The 20,264-nt window shown below is 44.7% G+C and carries 17 protein-coding genes; 2 read left to right on the top strand and 15 right to left on the bottom strand.

All coding sequences use genetic code 11. From position 1 onward, the window contains the following. Window positions 1-9: 9 nt before the first annotated feature. The 14 genes from ACFI6G_RS15605 to pilM all read right to left on the bottom strand — a co-directional run bounded on the left by ACFI6G_RS15605 (window position 10) and on the right by pilM (window position 15,450). Window positions 10-588, bottom strand: a complete 579-nt coding sequence (locus tag ACFI6G_RS15605; RefSeq protein WP_010435229.1) for an aminodeoxychorismate/anthranilate synthase component II — start codon at window positions 586-588, stop codon at window positions 10-12. 188 nt (window positions 589-776) lie between these two features. Beyond that, the gene (locus ACFI6G_RS15610; RefSeq protein WP_171343934.1) at window positions 777-3,371 is read right to left on the bottom strand and encodes an ExeM/NucH family extracellular endonuclease; all 2,595 of its coding nucleotides are present in this window, start codon (window positions 3,369-3,371) and stop codon (window positions 777-779) included. 384 nt (window positions 3,372-3,755) lie between these two features. Beyond that, window positions 3,756-4,772 (bottom strand): tryptophan--tRNA ligase, encoded by a 1,017-nt coding sequence (gene trpS, locus ACFI6G_RS15615; protein ID WP_010435234.1) that lies wholly within the window; start codon window positions 4,770-4,772, stop codon window positions 3,756-3,758. A 176-nt stretch (window positions 4,773-4,948) separates the two neighbouring features. Continuing rightward, window positions 4,949-5,635 carry a phosphoglycolate phosphatase gene (locus ACFI6G_RS15620; protein WP_016767991.1) on the bottom strand — a complete coding sequence of 229 codons (687 nt, stop codon included), beginning with the start codon at window positions 5,633-5,635 and terminating at the stop codon, window positions 4,949-4,951. A 117-nt stretch (window positions 5,636-5,752) separates the two neighbouring features. Beyond that, entirely contained in the window at window positions 5,753-6,427 is a 675-nt protein-coding gene (gene rpe, locus ACFI6G_RS15625) for a ribulose-phosphate 3-epimerase (RefSeq protein WP_010435263.1), read from the bottom strand. A 200-nt stretch (window positions 6,428-6,627) separates the two neighbouring features. Continuing rightward, entirely contained in the window at window positions 6,628-7,473 is an 846-nt protein-coding gene (locus tag ACFI6G_RS15630; protein WP_010435266.1) for a Dam family site-specific DNA-(adenine-N6)-methyltransferase, read from the bottom strand. A 69-nt stretch (window positions 7,474-7,542) separates the two neighbouring features. Further along, window positions 7,543-9,060 (bottom strand): SPOR domain-containing protein, encoded by a 1,518-nt coding sequence (locus tag ACFI6G_RS15635; protein WP_010435269.1) that lies wholly within the window; start codon window positions 9,058-9,060, stop codon window positions 7,543-7,545. Between the two features lie 80 nt (window positions 9,061-9,140). After that, window positions 9,141-10,229, bottom strand: a complete 1,089-nt coding sequence (aroB, locus tag ACFI6G_RS15640) for a 3-dehydroquinate synthase (RefSeq protein WP_016793897.1) — start codon at window positions 10,227-10,229, stop codon at window positions 9,141-9,143. A 24-nt stretch (window positions 10,230-10,253) separates the two neighbouring features. Then, window positions 10,254-10,772: a shikimate kinase AroK gene (gene aroK / locus ACFI6G_RS15645; RefSeq protein ID WP_009848907.1), complete on the bottom strand. Its 519-nt coding sequence runs from the start codon at window positions 10,770-10,772 to the stop codon at window positions 10,254-10,256. A gap of 176 nt (window positions 10,773-10,948) precedes the next feature. Next, complete coding sequence (locus ACFI6G_RS15650) at window positions 10,949-12,640, bottom strand: type IV pilus secretin PilQ (protein ID WP_010435279.1); 1,692 nt, start codon at window positions 12,638-12,640, stop codon at window positions 10,949-10,951. Between the two features lie 59 nt (window positions 12,641-12,699). Beyond that, window positions 12,700-13,218: a pilus assembly protein PilP gene (locus tag ACFI6G_RS15655; protein WP_016793898.1), complete on the bottom strand. Its 519-nt coding sequence runs from the start codon at window positions 13,216-13,218 to the stop codon at window positions 12,700-12,702. After that, complete coding sequence (locus ACFI6G_RS15660; RefSeq protein ID WP_010435284.1) at window positions 13,205-13,834, bottom strand: type IV pilus inner membrane component PilO; 630 nt, start codon at window positions 13,832-13,834, stop codon at window positions 13,205-13,207. The genes ACFI6G_RS15655 and ACFI6G_RS15660 overlap by 14 nt, the downstream gene beginning before the upstream one ends. Beyond that, entirely contained in the window at window positions 13,827-14,441 is a 615-nt protein-coding gene (locus ACFI6G_RS15665) for a PilN domain-containing protein (RefSeq protein ID WP_010435288.1), read from the bottom strand. The genes ACFI6G_RS15660 and ACFI6G_RS15665 overlap by 8 nt, the downstream gene beginning before the upstream one ends. After that, complete coding sequence (pilM, locus tag ACFI6G_RS15670) at window positions 14,425-15,450, bottom strand: type IV pilus assembly protein PilM (protein WP_016767986.1); 1,026 nt, start codon at window positions 15,448-15,450, stop codon at window positions 14,425-14,427. The genes ACFI6G_RS15665 and pilM overlap by 17 nt, the downstream gene beginning before the upstream one ends. 151 nt (window positions 15,451-15,601) lie before the next feature. On the opposite strand from pilM, the gene ACFI6G_RS15675 reads away from it, so the two are divergent. Beyond that, a complete protein-coding gene (locus tag ACFI6G_RS15675; protein WP_010435294.1) occupies window positions 15,602-18,160 on the top strand; it encodes a penicillin-binding protein 1A in 2,559 nt (852 codons plus the stop codon). Between the two features lie 95 nt (window positions 18,161-18,255). Here the strand turns inward: ACFI6G_RS15675 and oxyR are convergent, their stop codons facing one another. Further along, on the bottom strand, window positions 18,256-19,149 hold the full coding sequence (gene oxyR, locus ACFI6G_RS15680; RefSeq protein WP_010435297.1) for a DNA-binding transcriptional regulator OxyR: 894 nt from the start codon (window positions 19,147-19,149) through the stop codon (window positions 18,256-18,258). Between the two features lie 221 nt (window positions 19,150-19,370). Between oxyR and ACFI6G_RS15685 the strand changes: the two genes are divergently transcribed. Further along, a complete protein-coding gene (locus ACFI6G_RS15685; protein ID WP_010435300.1) occupies window positions 19,371-20,099 on the top strand; it encodes a glutathione peroxidase in 729 nt (242 codons plus the stop codon). The last annotated feature ends 165 nt before the right edge of the window (window positions 20,100-20,264 follow it).

The following is a 20,264-nucleotide window of genomic DNA, read 5'->3' on the forward strand; positions in this document are numbered from 1 at the left end:
TTTAAACACTCAACGCGCTAAGAAGTTAGCAAGAAGCTGGTGTCCTTGCTCTGTTTTAATCGATTCAGGGTGAAATTGGACGGCATCAATCGGCAAGGTTTTGTGTTGATAACCCATGATCTCATCCATACTGCCATCTTCAAACTCTGTCCAAGAAGTGAGTTCAAAGCAGTCAGGGAGCGTACCATTTTTCACCACTAAAGAGTGGTAACGAGTCACAGTCAGAGGATTATTGAGACCTTGAAAAACGCTCTTACCGTTATGACGGATCGGAGAGGTTTTACCATGCATCACTTGTCTGGCTCTCACCACTTCACCACCAAAGACTTGAGCAATGGCTTGATGACCAAGACACACACCTAAGATCGGCAACTTACCCACGAAGTGCTCAATGACTTGCAGAGAGATTCCCGCATCATTCGGCGTACAAGGACCCGGAGAGATAACAAGATGGCTAGGGTTCAGCGATTCGATACCCGCAATATCAATCTCATCGTTGCGAACAACTTTCACAGTGACCCCTAACTCACAGAAATACTGATACAAGTTATAGGTAAAAGAGTCGTAGTTATCGATGATAAGTAACATGGGTCGAAATCGTTTGCTAAATACTAAATGATTGGGAGATATAGGGGCGGTATTGTGCAATACCCATGGCGAAAGGCAAGTGGAAACTGCATTTCGCCAATAATTAAGGCCAACCTAAGTTGACCTTAATTGTTTACAGATAACTTTCAGTTACCTGTATCAGCTGGCTTGCGCAGTTAACGATGTCGCTACTGGCGACGACGCCACATTGCTAAACCAAACAATGACATCAGTGCACCGAAGCCGAAAGAACCGCCTACTCGCAGTTCAAGAACAGCAGGATCATGATCCGATGAACGGAAGTGATCTTGGTACTTAGGTAGGTCAGCTTTGAACTCTTCGTTGTAGTCAAACAACGTCGACTCACCACCATTGATGTGCCAATCGGTCGCATCAACAACCCTATCTTTCAAGCTGTCACTGATCAACAAATGATCCAAGGCACCGACTTCATCATTGTATGAGTAGCTCCAGCTGTTTGGGTGCTTTTGAGCCACAGCATTAATGTAGCCGTAGTTCTTAGTGATCACAGCACCGCTGTCACCAAACTGCTCGACGCCGTCAATGTAAGTGTTACGCGCCGCTTTGATTTTCTTACCGTATTTCTCTTCAGAGTAATCCGTCAGTACCAGCATTGGGTCTTCCATGCCGTACGAGTTCATATCACCCAGAATCACTTTATGGCCTTTAATGCCGTCTAGCGCTTCACCTAATGCAACTGCCGCAGCAACACGGAAGTTCTCACATGAACCTTGCTTATCAGCATCAACACCACCTTGACCGCCCTGCTCGACAGGAGCTGCATCTTCCCAACACTTAGAACCTTTCGATTTAAAGTGGTTGATCGCTACGGTGAGTTTCTCTTTGGTGCCTTTAACTTTAAAGGTTGGCGCCAATGAGTCGCGCTGGTAGTTCTTACCGTCTTCAATCACCTTGCCAGAATCATCTAACACTTCTGGCGCTTGTTGGCTTGGCATCGCGATAACACGGCTGTCTTTAAGCTTAACTACTTTCTTACGGTAAATAACACCTGTTGTAATGACATCAGTACCAATTGAGTCCATCTCGTCGGTCACGCCATCTTCGTTCGAATCGACAGCCACAAAAGTATAGCGGTCTTTCTTGCGCTCAATGCGGTCATTCAGTTGGTTAACAAGCTGCTGAATGGCAGAGCCTTCACCAAAGCCGTTGTTCTCAATTTCCATCAAACCAATAATGTCAGCGTCTAAGCGAAGAATCGCATTCACAATCTTCTCTTGCTGCATCTCAAATTCAGTGATGGTGTTCGCGCCACGATTGTTACCATGCTGATTCGCGTCACCACCAAATGGAGAGTTAAAGTAGTTCAAGACATTAAAAGTCGCGATACGTAGATCACCTTCATCCATATCAGGCTTGTCAGTGCGTGGGTCATTACGTACAAAGTTCTCAGCCGAGATCTGGTTGGTTGTCACTAAGCGGTACTCGCCGTAGCTGTAAGTCAGCACACCTTCTAGGCCAACAATGGTGTCATCGATACGGATGTAGTCTTCCGTCGAACCATCTTGGTCGATATCGGTGCGGCCAAAGTCTGGGTAGAAAGGTACTTGTCCGTCAGCCTCTTTTTGATCGGTTTCAACGAAAAGACGACGGTCTGCGTTATCTTCCGTTTGTTGTTTCGCGTCTTCAGAACCTGCTGCGAAAAGCTGGTTCGGTTGCATGTTAATACGCTCATGCGCCAGTACCATGTTGTTACGACGACCTGCGTAGTCATAACCAAAGGTACGAGTGACACGCATATCAAGCGCTTCCGTCGTTTTCACCAACATGCCTTCGTAGCGTTCAAGCGTTGCAGCGAAGTTCTCATCACTGTCTAGAGCTTCAATCGCAGTTGCTTCAGGCGCTTGTTGTTCGCCCTGTTTTAGCCATTGGTTGTTTTCAACTTTAAGCTGAGTATGGCTGTAGTATTCTTGAACCTTACCTTTCACACACACCACATCGCCCGCAGCTAGTTCTGAACTCGATTGATTGGTGTGAATAAATAGGCCTTCAGAAGTACTTGAATTAAAGTCGTCATCAAGTGCTTGCAGGTAGAAACCTTTGGTTATGCCTGTAGTCACCGCACTCACAACACCTTTGACGAAATACTCATCGTCAGTGATGTATGGGTAGCCATCAACGAACGGCGATGTTGCGCTCTCACCTTGGATCTCTTGAATGGTGGTGAATACTGGGTCAGAACCATCTTGTGTACAAGTGAACGCTTCTGGCAGTTCAACACTGTCTAATGAACCTAGCCCTTCAATGTTGTCTTTTGGTAGCGATACCCATTGCGAAGCATCAAACGTCGCCGAAGGTGTTTGTGTCGCACGAACCAAAGTAACATCTTTGCCCCAGTCTACATCGCCCATCAAACCAACAACATCATGTATCGAACCATCTGAATTCAAAATAGCTAACGGGTCATCACCGTTATGGTTAGCGATAGAAGCATTAATGATGTCAGCTTTCGCTTTAATCTCATCACTCGCACTAGAGTGTGCGACTACCAGTACATCACCGGGCGCTAAAACGTGGCCATCCAAAGGTAAAGTGGCACCCCATGATCCGTTGCCGTTCGCTGACTTAGCCAGTGAATAACCATCTAAATTCATGCTGCTATCGCCGTTATTGGCAATCTCAACCGCTTTGTTGTAGCTGCCGCCTTCCACATATTGTGAAATAAACAAATCAGCGTGTGCACTTGCTGTTAGCAAGCTACCAATTGCCACTGCTAGCAATGAAGGTTTGTGTAAAAGAGCCATCCGTTTCACCTGAGTACATTGATTTATCGTCACTGCCATCTATGGGCAGTCATGTATTTTGTGGTAACTATCAGGTTTATTTATGAAAGGAATAAGTCAGTTGGCAAGAAAATGAGGAACTTATCACTTTGGAATCATCAATTGTTTGGCACGTTATATATTTCCAACACAAATAGAAACGAGCTGAATTTTATAAAATTAAAGACTCATTAACAGGATCGTCTGCACAGCATTAATATGATGAATATGTTAGCTAAATAATGCTTAAATTATCAATTCAAACAAGAGATTTACTGGGAAGGTAAATGGAGCGGGCAATAAAAAGCCCAAAGTAAACAAAGTCACTTTGGGCTCAAATTCTCAAGCGAGTTATTTTAGTTCACTCTATGGGCGAGTTACAAAACCTACCGCTTCGTATGCTTTTTTCAGTGTTACTGCAGCACGCTCAGAGGCTTTTTCAGCACCCGCTTTCATTACTGCATCCATGTAGGCACGATCAGCACGGATACGGTGATATTCAGATTGAATCGGCTCAAGCATCTCAACCAATGCTGCGCCTACATCTTTCTTGAATGGACCGTACATTTCAACGCCTTGATATTGCGCTTCGATCTCTTCAAACGTTTTACCCGTCGCCGCAGAGTACAGACCCATTAGGTTAGAGATACCCGCTTTGTTTTCCCAATCGTGAGCAATACGTGGTGGCGTTTCTGCATCGGTTTGCGCTTTGTTGATCTTCTTGATGATCGACTTAGGCTCTTCTAGCAGAGTAATTACGTTCTTACGGTTGTCATCCGACTTAGACATTTTCTTAGTCGCATCTTGCAGGCTCATAACACGTGCATTCACTGTTGGAATGTAAGGTTCTGGTACTTGGAAGATTGGCGTTTCAGGGCCGTAGATGTTGTTGAAACGAGTTGCGATATCACGCGCTAGCTCTAGGTGTTGTTTCTGGTCGCTACCTACCGGCACCTGGTGAGCACCGTAAAGCAGGATGTCTGCAGCCATCAGAACTGGGTAGTCGTATAGGCCTACGTTTACATCATTTGAGTGACGTGCAGACTTATCTTTGAACTGAGTCATACGGCTCAGTTCACCCATTTGTGTGTAACAGTTAAGAAGCCAACCAAGTTGAGCATGCTCTGGTACGTGTGACTGAACAAATAGCGTGCTCTTCTTTGGATCAACACCGACAGCAAGACAGATTGCTAATGCGTCTAGAGTCGCTTCATGCAGTGCTTTCGGATCTTGGCGAACCGTAATTGCGTGAAGGTCTACAACACAGTATTGGCAATCGTAATCATCTTGCATCTGTTGCCATTGACGTAGAGCACCCAAGTAGTTACCGATACTTAGTTCACCAGATGGTTGAACACCACTCAATACGATGGGCTTGCTCATGGTTTTAATTCCTTTGCTTGTTCGCTAAGCTCGTTAACTTAGTTTCTTAACGTAGTATCTGAAAAACTTAGCTTCTTAACTTTAAAATAGAAAAGCCGCACAGCTCTTCTGTACGGCTCATCCAGTGTACTCATTGATAAGTATTTTGCTAGTAGGTTAGCTAACTTTTGTCCGCTTTATGCTGAAACTAGAACGACATCTAGTAATTGCGCAATGTTGTCTGCGACATAGTCAGGGTTCGATGCTGAAATTGGCTCACCGTGGTTGTAGCCGTAAGTCAGACCAAACGAGTGGCAGCCTGCATTCTTAGCGGCTTTGATGTCGTTGCTTGAATCACCAACCATCAGCATCTCTTCAGCCTTCACATTGTGCTTTTCTAGCAACCAGTTCAGCGCCACTGGGTTCGGCTTTTTCTCTGGGAAAGAGTCACCTCCCAACACATCAACAAAGTACTTACCGATACCGTGCTGCGCCAGAACGTCTGGTACAAATTTCGAGGGCTTGTTGGTGACAAGCGCCATCGTGAAGCCCGCTTTGTCTAGCTCAGCGAGTGTCTCTTTAACCGATGGGTAAAGGTGGCTCAGCTTATGACCGCCCTGCTCGTAGAAATCATCAAACAGGATACGTGCTTTCTTTAGCAGCTCAGGCTCTAGGCTTGGATCAACCGTCAGGTTGCGGCTGAGTGAACGTCCGATAAGAACGTCAGCACCATTACCCACATAGTCGCGAACTTGCTCTTCGCTCACTGAAGGGAAACCCAGCTCCCGACAAGCTTGGTCAGCCGCGACAGCCAAATCCGGTACGCTGTCTAACAAGGTTCCATCCAAATCAAAGGCGATCAGTTTTATTGAGCTTAATGACATCTTACTTTCCTATTTATTATGTTCGTCTTACAGGTTGAGCTACAAGACGTAAAAAAGGGGCTAATTAGCCCCTTATTCTAAATTTTTAGTTTGGGTCAACAGACCCTAGTTCTACTTTTATGCGTTAACTTTTGCAAGCTCTGCTCGCATCTCATCAATCACTTCTTTGTAATCCGGTTGATTGAAGATTGCTGAGCCAGCAACGAACATATCAGCGCCCGCTTCTGCAATTTCACGGATGTTATCCACTTTCACGCCACCATCAATCTCAAGGCGAATATCGCGGCCTGACTCATCAATGAGTTTACGAACAGCACGCAGCTTATCAAGAGTGTGTGGAATGAAAGATTGACCGCCAAAGCCAGGGTTCACAGACATCAGTAGAATCATGTCTACTTTGTCCAGGATGTAATCTAAGCAAGACAACGGTGTTGCCGGGTTTAGAACAACACCTGCTTTACAGCCGTGTTCTTTGATCAGCTGTAGAGTACGATCTATGTGCTCTGATGCTTCAACGTGGAAGGTAATCATTGATGCGCCAGCTTTAGCGAACTCAGGTACGATGCTGTCTACTGGCTTCACCATTAGGTGAACATCGATAGGAGCAGTAATACCGTAGTCACGCAGTGCTTTACAAATAGGCGCGCCAAAAGTCAGGTTAGGTACGTAGTGGTTATCCATCACATCAAAGTGCACAACGTCGGCACCGGCTGCGAGTACTTTTTCTACGTCTTCACCAAGACGAGCAAAATCTGCAGACAAAATAGATGGAGCGATTAGAAAATCTTTCATACCTGACCTCTTAAGAGTGAGTAAAATGCGGGCGTCACTGCCTCTATGGCTGGTTCACAAAAGAAACACAGACACACAAGCTATTTAGGGCGTAATTCTACCTAAGCACCTAAGCAGATCCTAGCAGTTCGAAAGATTAGTTTAAGAAAGTATCCGTTGGTCACTCAATTTAATGAGTTTGGCGGTTATTCTGACCAGTACTATTCCGCAGATGCGTGTTGCTGGTTTTTCTCTTTATGGAAAAGCGCCAGTAGCTCATCAACTTTATTACGCCCCGCGCCATTACGGCTGATAGTGCGTTTCACCTTAACCACGTTCAACTCCGCCCCGTGATATAAGCGACGTGTTAACGTCGTATCGTGGTTAGATATCAAAACGGGAATACCGCGCTCCATTGCTGCTCTTTCAGCAACGTCAGCCAAGGCCGCTTGATCATCTAAGCTGAAGCCATTACCTGCATAAGAGGTAAAGTTAGCCGTGTTCGACAACGGTGCGTATGGGGGATCACAATAAACCACGCAGCCTTTACGGGCGCGGCTAAAGGTTTCATGGTATCCCTCACAGACGAAAGTGGCTTTTTTCGCTTTCTCAGCAAAAAACTCCAGCTCGGCTTCTGGGAAGTAAGGTTTTTTGTAAGAACCGAACGGAACGTTAAAGCCGCCCTTCTTGTTGTAACGACACAAGCCATTGAAGCCAAATCGGTTCATATACAAGAAAGCAAGCGAGCGATACATGATGTTATCTGTACCGTTGAACTGAGCTCGAATATCTAGAAAGACTTCTTTGCGGTTGTTCTCAGGGCAGAACCAACGCTTTGCTTCAGTGATGTACGTTTCAGGGTCGGTTTTCAGTAGGTTATATAGGTTGATAAGGTCGGGATTGATATCGGCTAGTAGGTACTGCTCAAAATCAGTGTTCAAAAATACTGAACCAGCACCGACAAACGGTTCTACCAATTTACGAGCAGGTGGCAGGTGACGTTGGATGTCTTCAACTAGGCCATATTTACCACCAGCCCATTTTAGAAAGGCACGCTGCTTTTTCATTTACTGCTCTATCTATCAACTCAAAAATAAGGCTGCGGAATGTAACATATTTTGAGGCTAAGCTCAGGGTTATTTCGCACGTTCTATCTCTCGATGCACTTGATTCATCGATTTTGCCCAAGGTTCCAACTGTTGAAGTGGTTTTGATAATGCACTTACCGCGTCCCGAGCTACTTGAATCGTTGGATAATCTTGATAAGTAATAATAAACCACTTGGTGTCATTACGAAGTGTTGGATAGATACGAACCTTGTCTTCGACTTCATATTCTTCAATAAAAGACTGAACGTCTTCTAATGACGTCATGGCACTCAACTGCAAAGTATAAGCTCGTGGTGAGATAGCTTGTAACTCTTCGCGAGCAAATGAGAAAGTGATCTTTTTCGTCGGAGGATTTGAATTTGTTAGGTCTAACTCTTCATCGATCGAAGGCTGTGACTCTACCTTTTCTGATTCTGGCAGTGGACTAACCGGGTCACCTGTGTTTTCTTCAACAACAGCATCAATCACACTGGTATCGGCACTCTCCGGTTTATCGTCAAGTAGAGCATCAACCACATCAGAGGTAATCACGACACGTTGCTGATCTTGCTCCACCTCTCCAACACTAGCGGTATCTTCAACAACGGTTGGTGGCAGAGATGAACTATCATCATCAGCACCTTGGTAGCTCATGTCAGTTTCGGCTTCAGCACTTAGCGCTCCGTCGACTCCAACCTGTTCGGAACCACTTTCCACTTCAAAGGTTGGGATAGCTGTCTGTTCAATGGGAGCAATAAGAGATTGCGCTTTATCGTCGGGGGTTGGTTGACTGAACATCCACCAATAACCACCACCAATTAAAACCAACAACAAGGCCACCACTATTGCAATGTTGATGGGCGAGCCAATAATTGAGCGAATAATAATCCTTTTTTCCACTTTCAATTCTCCTAAAGCCATTAACTCACCGGGCAGAGGTTGTGCTTTATTAAACGCACGTCGCACGCGAGTTTCAGACTCATCATCTACATATCGAATCACCAGAGATTCAAAGAAATGTTCAGCCTCTGATTGTGAAAGGTCATCGATCTCGAGATCGATAGGCTTGTGTTGCTGACCGTAACTCAGACGTGTTAATAACGTATCTAAGTGGCCACTTTCCGAAAAGAGAACGATATTGATCGTCCATTGAGGGTTTGATTGAGCCTCAAGTACCAACATCCATAATTCGGATACTAATAGCTCTGAGAGTCGGTGGGCATCATCAACAACAATAACCACGTTGCACGAGTCTCCGTCAAGTAACCTAGTAAGGCTATCTGACAAGGAATCATGTTGGTTAAACAGTGGATCAGAAACAATTTGGCTAAGAATAAGCGCTCGATGTTGTTGATCATCTTGGCTCGGATGGCAAAGCAGTAAACACTGATTTTTTTCTGTGGACCACGCTTCAAGATAACGCTGAGCTAACCAAGAACGGCCAGAGCCAGCTTTACCAGCTACCGTCACAAGGTTTGAACCAAAGTTCGTCAAAAGTTGTAAGCGTTCTAGTAGCTCAACTTGAGACTCTAACTCCAATACTCTTAATTCATGAGCCAAACTCATTGGGGATCCCTACTGAATAAGACCGATCAGTAAAACGCTTCAGTTGCCTAGGGTTTAGCTAGGCAACCTCACAACCAAATTTAAAGAGTACGGCAGAAATCAATCGCTTGTTTAATGATGTCCTGAGGCACATCAGCAACCACTTCAGCAGTACCAATACTTGTTGGCAATACCAGACGTAACTGACCAGACAGCACTTTTTTATCTCGCATCATATGCTTCATAAAGTCTTCAAAAGACATGCTTTCTGGCGTATGGATTGGCAGTTTCGCATTCTTGAGTATAGAAATAATTCGCTCAAGTTGCTGCTGAGAAATCAGCCCCTGTAATTGAGCAGTTTTCGCTGCCATTACAGTACCTGAAGACACAGCTTCACCATGTAGCCAATTACCATAGCCTAGTTCAGCTTCGATCGCATGACCAAATGTATGACCTAGGTTCAATAACGCTCTGATTCCTGACTCTTTTTCATCGATAGCAACCACTTCAGCTTTAATTGCACAACAACGAGCAATAGCAGTGATCAGTGCTTGTTCATTAAGTTGATAAAGTTTCTCTAGATTCAGTTCCAACCAATCAAAGAAAGCTTCATCATAAATGATGCCGTATTTAATGACCTCAGCAATACCCGCTGCAAATTCACGCTCAGGAAGTGTGGCTAAACAGTTAGTATCGATGATGACAGATTTTGGTTGGTAAAAAGCGCCGATCATGTTCTTACCAAGAGGATGGTTCACTGCAGTTTTACCGCCTACAGAAGAATCCACTTGAGAAAGAAGTGTCGTCGGGATTTGAATGAAATCAATACCGCGTTGGTAACAAGAAGCAGCAAAACCGACCAAATCACCGATAACACCACCACCCAAAGCAATTACCACCACATCGCGGCTGTAATTTCCTTCAAGCATGTAGCTCATCACTGAATTGAATGTTTCAAGGGTTTTATACTGCTCGCCGTCTGGCAACTCTAAAAGAGAAGTCTGACAACCAACTTGATCCAATAACGATAAAATTTTATCAGCATAAAGGGGCGCTACTGTTACATTACTGATAACAACAACTTTCTGTTTGCCTGATAAAAAAGAAAGGTACGCCGGGTCTTCAAATAACCCGGCGCCAATAGAGATAGGGTAGCTACGCTCAGCTAGATTGACCGTAATCCGTTCCATGGGTTTGCTCTCCGAAAAATGAACTTAACGTTCTTCTAGCATTTTTACGATCTGGTTGGCTACCACTTTTGCACTTTGGTCGTCAGTACGAACTGTGTAGTCCGCCACTTCTTCGTATAGTGCGTTGCGAGATACAGCTAGATCTTCTAGCACATCACGCGGGTTGTCTGTTTGAAGTAGAGGGCGTTTCTTGTCGCGGTTAGTGCGAGCAAGTTGCTTTTCAATTGTTGTCTCTAGGTATACAACAATGCCTCGTGCAGATAGACGGTTACGGTTTTCTTTGCTCAGCACTGAACCACCACCTGTCGCAAGAACAATACCTTGTTCTTCTGTCAGATCGTTGATTACAGATTCTTCGCGCTTACGGAAACCATCTTCGCCCTCAACATCAAAAACCCATGCGATGTCTGCGCCAGTGCGCTCTTCGATCACAGTGTCGGAGTCTAAAAACTCCATATGAAGTTGGGAAGCTAGGTGTCTACCAATTGTACTTTTGCCGGCGCCCATTGGGCCAACAAGAAAAATATTGCGTTTCTCAGCCATGTTTTTAGCAGTAATTTACAACGTTAATTCAATGACATCGCCACAAGGTAGGTCAGTACAAGTACTGAAATTAAAAGGCCTGTGGCACCGATTCCTCACAGATAATTCGTGATAAGACCCGAAATTATCAAGGTTAGGTGCCACTAATGCAACTTTATTTTTAATCTAATTGTTCATTACTGAATCACAACTTTAGGTGTAACAAAAATAAGCAGTTCACTTTTGCCTACATTTTCATAGCTGCGACGGAACAATGCGCCTAAAACTGGCAGGTCGCCCAACAGCGGAACTTTGTCGACAGTACTGCTGACACTATGTTGAAAAATCCCGCCAAGTACGACTGTTTCACCATTATTAACAAGCACTTGCGTTCCTATTCGTTGAGTATCAATGGCCACTGCTTCGCCCGTTCCTGTTTTCACTACCTGCCCAGGTCTATCTTGAGTCACACTCAAGTCCAACACTAAGCGGTTATCTGGCGTGATCTGCGGTGTCACCTTCAAACTTAATACCGCTTTCTTAAATGCGACCGACGTTGCACCACTTGAAGAGGACTCCAAATAAGGAATTTCCGTACCTTGCTCAATATAAGCCGGTTTTTTATTGGTGGTGATTAAGCGTGGGCTCGAAATTATTTCGGCTTTAGATTCTTGTTGTAGCGCTGATAATTCAAGATCGAGCAGCGTATCCGAACCCAACTTAGCAACCTGAAACGCAATACTCGATGCGTTCGGCGATGTTGCCCCTAAATTGACGTTGAGATAATCATCAATCGCACTATTCCCACCATTATCGTCATACGGCGTAATTTGCGATGGGTGGTTGCCTTCAATTGAACCCCCAACGGTGAAGCTTCCGTTGTTTGAGGAAACGCCCCAGCGCACACCAAGCTCATCCAGGTTACCCTCGGTGACAGTTACGATGCGCGCCTCTATCTGAACTTGCTTCACCGGAATATCTAGCGATTCAATGATACCTCGGATCACCGCAATGTTTTCTTCCAACTCACGAATGAGCATTGAGTTGGTTCGTTCATCAATGGTAATTGAACCTCGATCAGACAACATACTCACCGCACCTTCACCGCCAATCATGTCGGCAATGTCGGTCGCTTTAGCAAAGTTGATTTTGATGATTTCAGATTTGAGTTCACCCAACTCCTCTTCTAAACGCGATTTCTCGAGCGCTTGCTGCTCTCGAAGATCGAGTTCCGCTTTCGGTGCGACCAAGATAACGTTGCCATCAACACGTTTATCTAAGCCTTTAACTTGCAAGATAATATCGAGAACTTGCTGCCAAGGTACGCCATCTAAACGTAAAGTTAGGTTACCTGCCACCGAATCAGATACGACTAGATTGAAATCATTGTAATCGGCAATCAGCTGCAAGACATTTCGTACCGGGATATCTTGGAAGTTAATCGATATCAGTTTGCCCTCTTTTTCTAAGATACTTTTCTCAATCGCAGCTTCATCGATCTTAGGCTGACTCACAACAACCTCAATAAAACGTCCTTTGAGGTTGTACTCATATTGGTAGTCATTGGAGATGTTTGCCAACAGCCGAGTGCTCGGCAACTCCCTAAAGACTTCAATCCCCTCAACTAAAGTCGCAAAGTCCTTTACGTCCAGTAGGTACAGTTTATCGTCGTCAACCTGAGTATTGATCAGTTCAATACTCAACCCTTCTTGCACTCGCTGAACATCGACAACCGCAGTAGTCGTTGCCAGTTCAATAATGATGACCGCTTCTTTGTCCTTGTTGACCCTGAAATCAATATTCTCCAGCTTGTTGGAGGTCTCTGCATGACTCATCACCGTAAAAAACAACACCACCGACAACACAATGCCTTGCAGCCCTCTGTTCATTGTCTCACTTATTCCTTTAATCATAGTTACATCTCATATCCACATCATGTGACATTGGTTTACTTCAGAGCCAGCCTAACGTTGCGCTTGTGCCAACAACCTAAGCCATCTGGAAGAGTTTCATTAATCAGAACGTACTGGCTTGTTACCTTGGTAACTCGACCATTGTTTAAGCCGATGAACTGACCTTTCTTAACATTCACAACGTTACCTATAGGCGTCTGCACAAGGCCAAATACACTTGAGTCACTTCCCATTACACCTTTTAAACGCAACTGATTTAGCGGGTACTTTTCTAATTTTCCATTACGAGCACGAGTACTGGGCTGCCAACAGTTTTTTTTAACCAGAGGTTGATTCTGCACAATAGCTTCCTGAGGAAGTTCAAAAGGAGGACGAAAAGCTCGGCGTTGATAAGTGGCAGCAGCAAACTCAGAGGCAGGAACAAGCTGTTCCACCTCTTTCCTCGCCTTGACCTCAACTTGCACAACAAAGTCTTCTAACGAATCCTCATTTGCTTTGCAGCCCGACAATAAAAGTAATAACAAGATCGAATAAAGCGCGTTACTGGGTTTCATCATTCACCTCCGACTTAAACTGGTAGGTATAAGCGCGAACCCTAAAGTGCAGCGTGCTACTTTCTTGACTGACTCGCTGCCAGTTCACATCATCAAAGCTAATAATTCGTGGCAGCTTAGCGATGGCCGCCGAGAAATCACCAATCTCATGGTAGTCACCCGTCAACTCGATATTGAGAGGTAACCGATACAGAAACGCTTTGTTTTGCTTCTGCCCCCAATCAATCCGTGTAAACGTCAGCTTGTTATCCAAGCCAAGTTCATTCACTGAGGCCAACATGCTGGCCAGCTCCTTTTGAACCGGTAGTTGCTCTAACAAGTAGTCGTAACGGCTAGTTAATTCATCTAACTGACTCTGCAACTTAGGCAAGGCTGCAACCTTATTGGCCTTTATTCTCAAGGTCGCTTTTAAGGTTTGCTCTTGTTGTTTCATTTTCTGTAGCTCATCGTCCAAAGGCAGAATATAGAGCCAAGTCCCTAATCCTTGGATAAGCACCATCAACAACAGAATCACCAGTAATTGAGGCAGTAACGGCCATTCGGTGATTTCATCAACATCAAGATCTTGCAAGCTCATCCTATTTTGCCAACTAATCCTATTTTGAAGGTTAGCCATGATTCGCCCCCTTCTCTTTTATGTTCGCAGTTGTGCCCTCTGCGGTTGTGTTTTCTAAAGAAACAGGGCTAAACACAAAAGAGACCTTGAAGCTCTGAAACTCTTTATTGAAGCGCTTACGGTTATGAACAATAGAGTGCATCTCAACTTCTTTAAGAGAGTCAGAACGTTCTAGGTTGTCCAACATGGTGGCTAGACGAGCGGTGCTGTCGCTGATGCCCGACATTTCAATCTCCTGACCATTCATCTTTATCTTGTCGACATACACGCCCTCAGGAATCAGCTCCGGCATCAGGTTCATAAAGTCGGTGGTTTTATTGCGCCCGAACTGTAAAGACTCCACGACAGCAAGTCGTGTAAGGATGGCTTTGTGCTCTTGCTCTGCGACTTTTAATGACTGGATTTGTCGGTCGAGCACTGCGATGTACTTATCGAGATAACTGAGGCGCGCTTGCTGCTTGGCTTGTTGGTCATGAAAATAGTGTCCCACCGCCCATTGCCCGGCAAGCGCAATGATGACGCCAAGAATGACCAGATGAATGAAACGCTTTTTATGCTGAGCGCGAATCTCATCACGCCACGACAACAGGTTAATTTGATGCAACATGCTTTTCTCCCTGCCACTTGAGTCCACTCATCGCCATGCCTGCTGCAATACCAAAATGTTGCCAATCCATGGGTAATCGACGTTTTTTCGCGACCTTATTCTCAAACAAAGATAGGGGGTTCAAAGACTCACAACTTAACTGAAAATGTCGCTCTAACTCTTCAACGACCATCGGCATACTTGCTCCTTCGCCCATTAGCCAAATTCCTGAGATAGGTTGAAGCGCATTGACCGATGAATAGAGCTGTAACTGACGCTTGAGTTTTTCAATCAAATTGACAATAAACTTATGCTTCTCCTCAACGTTACTAAACCCACCCTCCATATCCATCGAGTTACCCGTACTGCAAAGATCTTGAATGCCAAAGGCAATATCTTTATAAAATGGCGCTGAACCTTGGGGAATAATGCCTAATGAAGTTTGATCAACGCCAACATCCACCAACAGCCAATTCTTTTTTTCTGGATACAAATGCGAAGCCAATTGCCAAATGTTGAGTAAACCATGGGCCTGAGTGTCGACAACGATGGGCTTAAACCCTGCTTTCGTTAGCGCGTCAGCTCGGCTATCAACCACCTCTTTACGAGTCGCATACACTTGATAGCTGCTTGTTGCTCCTTTACCAAATCGTTTGTCTTCTAGCTTTACAAAATCTAAACTCAGCTCCTCGATAGGAAAGGGAGATTGATGAGCAAAGGTTTGATAGATCGAGAACTCCTTTTCTCTATCTTCTAATTCGCTCTCTATTTGCAGTACTTTGCTGATCACCGTGTTATCCGGTACCGAAATAGCGACGTTGCGGCTTCCAAAAGGCAGCCCTTTCCTAAGTTCTTTGAGTTTCTTAACAGTTTTCTGATACTCCAAAGTATGGTTAGCTGTAAAAATGTCGTCCGAAATCGGCAGCTCTTTGTATCCCACCAGGGCATACGACTCCCCAACGGGTTTTAGTACCACGGCTTTGATGCTGTGGTGATTTATATCTATACCTGTAATTAATGATGAACCCATGTGACCTAGCTCCTGAAGTGCCAAGCATTTCGTTGATTATCTAGGGGTTGTGATTATTAGTTAAATAAGCGTTAATAAACGAAAGCTAAGTTTTTAACCTAGAGTACAAGGGTTTGCTGCTTATCAGCCTTAACTAATCAGGGATTATCCGGTGAAGTTCATAAAGCGATTATTCATATTTACATTGGTTTGCATGATTCTTGGAGTCAGTACAATTTTCGGGTTTTATTATTACGTAAAACCAGAGTTGCCTGATGTTGCCACTTTGCGTGACGTAGAACTCCAAACGCCAATGCAAGTCTTCAGTCAAGACGGTAAATTGATCTCTCAATTTGGTGAAAAACGTCGTAACCCAGTCACTTATGACGAGATCCCTCGCCACTTAATTGAGGCTCTGATTGCCACCGAAGACAGTCGTTTTTACGAGCACCCAGGTATTGACCCAATCGGTATTACTCGTGCAGCGATCGTGGTTGCGATGTCGGGTTCAGCAAAACAAGGGGCGAGTACCATTACTCAGCAACTTGCACGTAATTTCTTCTTATCTAATGAGAAGAAGATCATGCGTAAAATCAAAGAGATCTTTATTGCGATCCACATTGAACAGCTGCTAAGTAAAGAAGAGATCATGGAACTGTACGTGAACAAGATTTTCCTTGGTCATCGTTCATATGGTTTCGGCGCCGCAGCTCGTGTTTACTTCGGTAAAGACCTTCCAGAACTAACACTCAGTGAGCTCGCTACGCTTGCTGGTATGCCAAAAGCACCGTCAACCATGAACCCTATTTACTCGGTAGAGCGCGCAACTCATCGTCGTAACGTTGTATTGCGTCGTATGTTAGACGAACAGTACATCACTCAAGAAGAGTACGATGACGCTCGCAGTGAAGAACTTATCTCTAAGTACCACGGTGCCGAAATTGAACTCAGTGCACCGTATGTTGCTGAAGTCGCACGTGCTTGGATGGTTGAGCGATACGGTGAAGCCGCTTACACATCAGGTATGAAGGTTTATACGACTGTTGATTCAAAGCTGCAGAAAGCCGCAAACCAAGCTGCGATTAAAAACCTACTTGGTTATGATGAGCGTCACGGTTACCGCGGTGCTGAAAAAGTGTTGTGGCAAACTGAGCAATCGGCTTGGGAGCATGAACAAATCGTTAAGCACCTTAAATCTCAACCAACCTATGGCGACCTAGTCCCAGCAGTGGTTACGGCCGTCGATGCAAAAAGCGCACAAATCTGGGTTAAGAACCAAGGTGAAGGCTCTATCGAATGGCAGGGTATGAATTGGGCGCGTAAATTCCTAACCGACAACCGCCAAGGACCTGCGCCTTCTCAAGCAAAAGAGATTCTGGCTGTTGGTGAACAAATTTGGGTTCGCCATGAAGCAATTACAGGCGACGAAGTATCTGAAGAGCCTAAAGAAGAATCAGCGATAACTGAACCTGCAAAACCTGTTGTATGGCGACTAAGCCAAGTACCCAATGCGAATACCGCTTTTGTTGCAATGAATCCAAATAACGGCGCGGTATTGTCGATGGTCGGTGGTTTTAACTTTGTTCACAACAAATTCAACCGCGCGACGCAATCTATTCGTCAAGTCGGTTCTGGTATCAAACCATTTATTTACTCGGCGGCGATTGATAAAGGCTTAACGCTGGCATCACTGATCAACGATGCGCCTATCAACCAATGGGATAAGAGCCAAGGTACGGCATGGCGACCAAAGAACTCACCACCGACATACGTGGGTCCTACGCGTTTACGTATTGGCTTAGCTCAATCTAAAAACGTAATGGCTGTCCGTGTACTACGTGAAGTGGGGTTGGATGACACTCGTAATTACCTAACTCGTTTTGGTTTTGATATTGATGAAGTACCTCGCTCAGAAACTATTGCTCTAGGTGCTGGCAGCTTAACACCAATGAAAGTAGCGCAAGGTTACTCAGTATTTGCGAATGGCGGCTACTACGTAGAGCCTTTCTACATCAGTCGTATTGAAACGCCATTTGGTGAAATTGAATTTGAAGCGACACCAAAAGTGGTGTGTAAGGATAATTGCGAGCAGAACGTCGCTACAGACCCAATGGCCGATGAGTTTGCAGAGCAAGATGTTGACGCGAAAGTACAATACGCGCCTCAAGTTATCTCTGAGCAGAACGCTTTCCTTGTTCGTGAAATGATGTACAGCAACATCTGGGGTGGCGGAGATTGGAGTGCTGGTACTGGTTGGAACGGTACAGGCTGGCGTGCTCAGCCATTGAAGCGTCGTGACATTGGCGGTAAAACTGGCACCACTAACGATTCAAAAGATACTTGGTACAGCGGCTACGGCCCAGGCATGGTTGCAACGGTATGGGTGGGTTTTGATAACCACAACCGCAACCTAGGTAGAACCAAAGCGAACTCAAACCTTGGCAAGAACCAGATTACAGGTGCAGAAGCTGGTGCTAAAACAGCAGAGCCTGCATGGGTAGATTTCATGGGTACAGCGTTAGCTGGCGTGCCAGCACAACGTAAAGAACTTCCGGAAAACATCATCCGTGTTCGTATCGACCGCGAAACTGGCTTACTGACAAACAAGTTCGATAGTTCATCAATGTTCGAGTACTTCGAGAAAGGCACAGAGCCAACCGAATACATCACTGAACGTTTCAATGACATCTACTCAACATCATCAGGTGAAGCCGTAGAAGAGCTGTTCTAACTAGGGTTTGTTGAACCTAGCAACATGAACCAACAAAAAGGGTTGATATGAATTCATATCAACCCTTTTTTATATCTATTATTTAATACAAACCGCTAAACTGCTTTCTCTAATTGAACTCGGATAGTGTCCGCCAGTTGCTCAAAACGTCCCTTCAATGGAGAGCCCGGTCGATATGCGACCACAATACGACGTGAAGGTGTTGGATTAACAGCCGGTACGTAACACACACCGTCTTTCTTTTTTTCCTTTGGAACGGAAAGTTGAGGTAACAAGGTAATGCCTGCCCCTGCGGCGACCATGTTACGAAGCGTCTCTAAACTGGTCGCTTTAAAGCGTTCATCATCTTTTGCACCTGCGGCAAAACAAAACCCTAACGCTTGGTCTCGTAAACAATGCCCATCGCCCAAAGCCAGTACCGTTCTCCCGTTAAGCTGCAACATGTCCACACTGTCTTGATTCGCCCATTCATGGTCGCATGGCACGGCAACACTCAATGGCTCATCGTAAACATCAATTTCTTTAAAAGAAGCCGTTTCATCAACCGCAGCCAGTACTAAACAATCCAATTTGCCATCTTCTAGCTGACTCACTAATTGATTTGTCTGTGCTTCATGCAAGTAAAGCTCAAGATCTGGAAAGCACTCTTTCAGATGAGGAATAATTTTCGGCAAGATGTATGGGCCAACGGTCGGAATAAAACCAATATGCATTGGCCCCGTCATCGCTTCACCATGCCCGCTCGCCATATCTTTAAAAGTTTTCACTTCATTAAGAATGCGCTTTGCCTGCTCGACAAGTTGTAAACCCGATTCTGTAAATATTACCTTCCTTGGGCTACGCTCGGTTAACTGAAGTCCAATTTCATCTTCTAGTTTACGTATCTGTCCGCTCAAGGTGGGCTGACTGACAAAGCACGCTTCTGCCGCTTTTCTAAAGTGCTTATGCTCTGCAAGAGCCACTAAGTATTCAAAGTCACGAATGTTCATGATCTGTCTCTTACCTCAAGTTTTAAAAAGAACAAAGGTCTGAATATAAATATTTTGGAATAAAATACTTTTGATAGAATTTACCTATCAAAACCATAACATCAAACGATTAGAACTATCAAAGGTTTTATCTAATAATGGGCTCAACGAAACGAAACAGAGCAAAGAAAAACGTTAAGCTCTGATAGAACAAAATTAAAATACTATTTAAGGAAATCAATATGTTTGCATCTAAAGAAGGTCAATCAATCCCTCAAGTAACATTCCCAACTCGCCAAGGTGATGCATGGGTTAACGTAACGACGGAAGAACTATTCAAAGATAAGACAGTTATCGTATTCAGCCTGCCAGGTGCGTTTACACCAACATGTTCTTCAAGCCACTTACCTCGTTACAACGAACTACACTCAGTGTTCAAAGAAAACGGCGTTGATGACATCCTTTGTGTTTCAGTAAACGATACGTTCGTAATGAACGCATGGAAAGCAGACCAAGAAGCTGAAAAAATCACATTCATCCCAGATGGCAACGGTGACTTCACAGACGGCATGGGTATGCTGGTTGAGAAAAACGACATCGGCTTCGGCAAACGTTCATGGCGCTACAGCATGCTGGTTAAAAACGGCGTGGTAGAAAAAATGTTCATCGAAGAAGATGTACCAGGCGACCCGTTCAAGGTTTCTGATGCAGATACTATGCTTAACTACATTGCTCCTGAGCACAAAGAGCAAGAGTCGATCACAGTATTCACTAAGCCAGGCTGTCCTTTCTGTATGAAAGCGAAACAAAACCTAATCGACAAAGGTCTAAACTACGAAGAAGTGGTGTTAGGTAAAGACGCAACAACAGTAAGCCTACGTGCAATCTCTGGTCGTACTACCGTTCCTCAAGTATTCATCGGTGGCAAACACATCGGTGGCAGCGAAGAACTAGAAGCTTTCCTAGGTTAATCACTTAGTCGCTAATAAACGCCTAGCAATTAAATAACCTAAGTAATACCAGCTAACCCAACCTCTTGTGGGTTAGCTATTCCAAATCACTCTTATATGAGCTTTGGAAAAGATAAAGCTTCTGACTCGCGAACTTTTAACTAACCTATAGTGAGTAACAAGAAG

The organism is Vibrio sp. PSi01, from assembly GCF_054960695.1.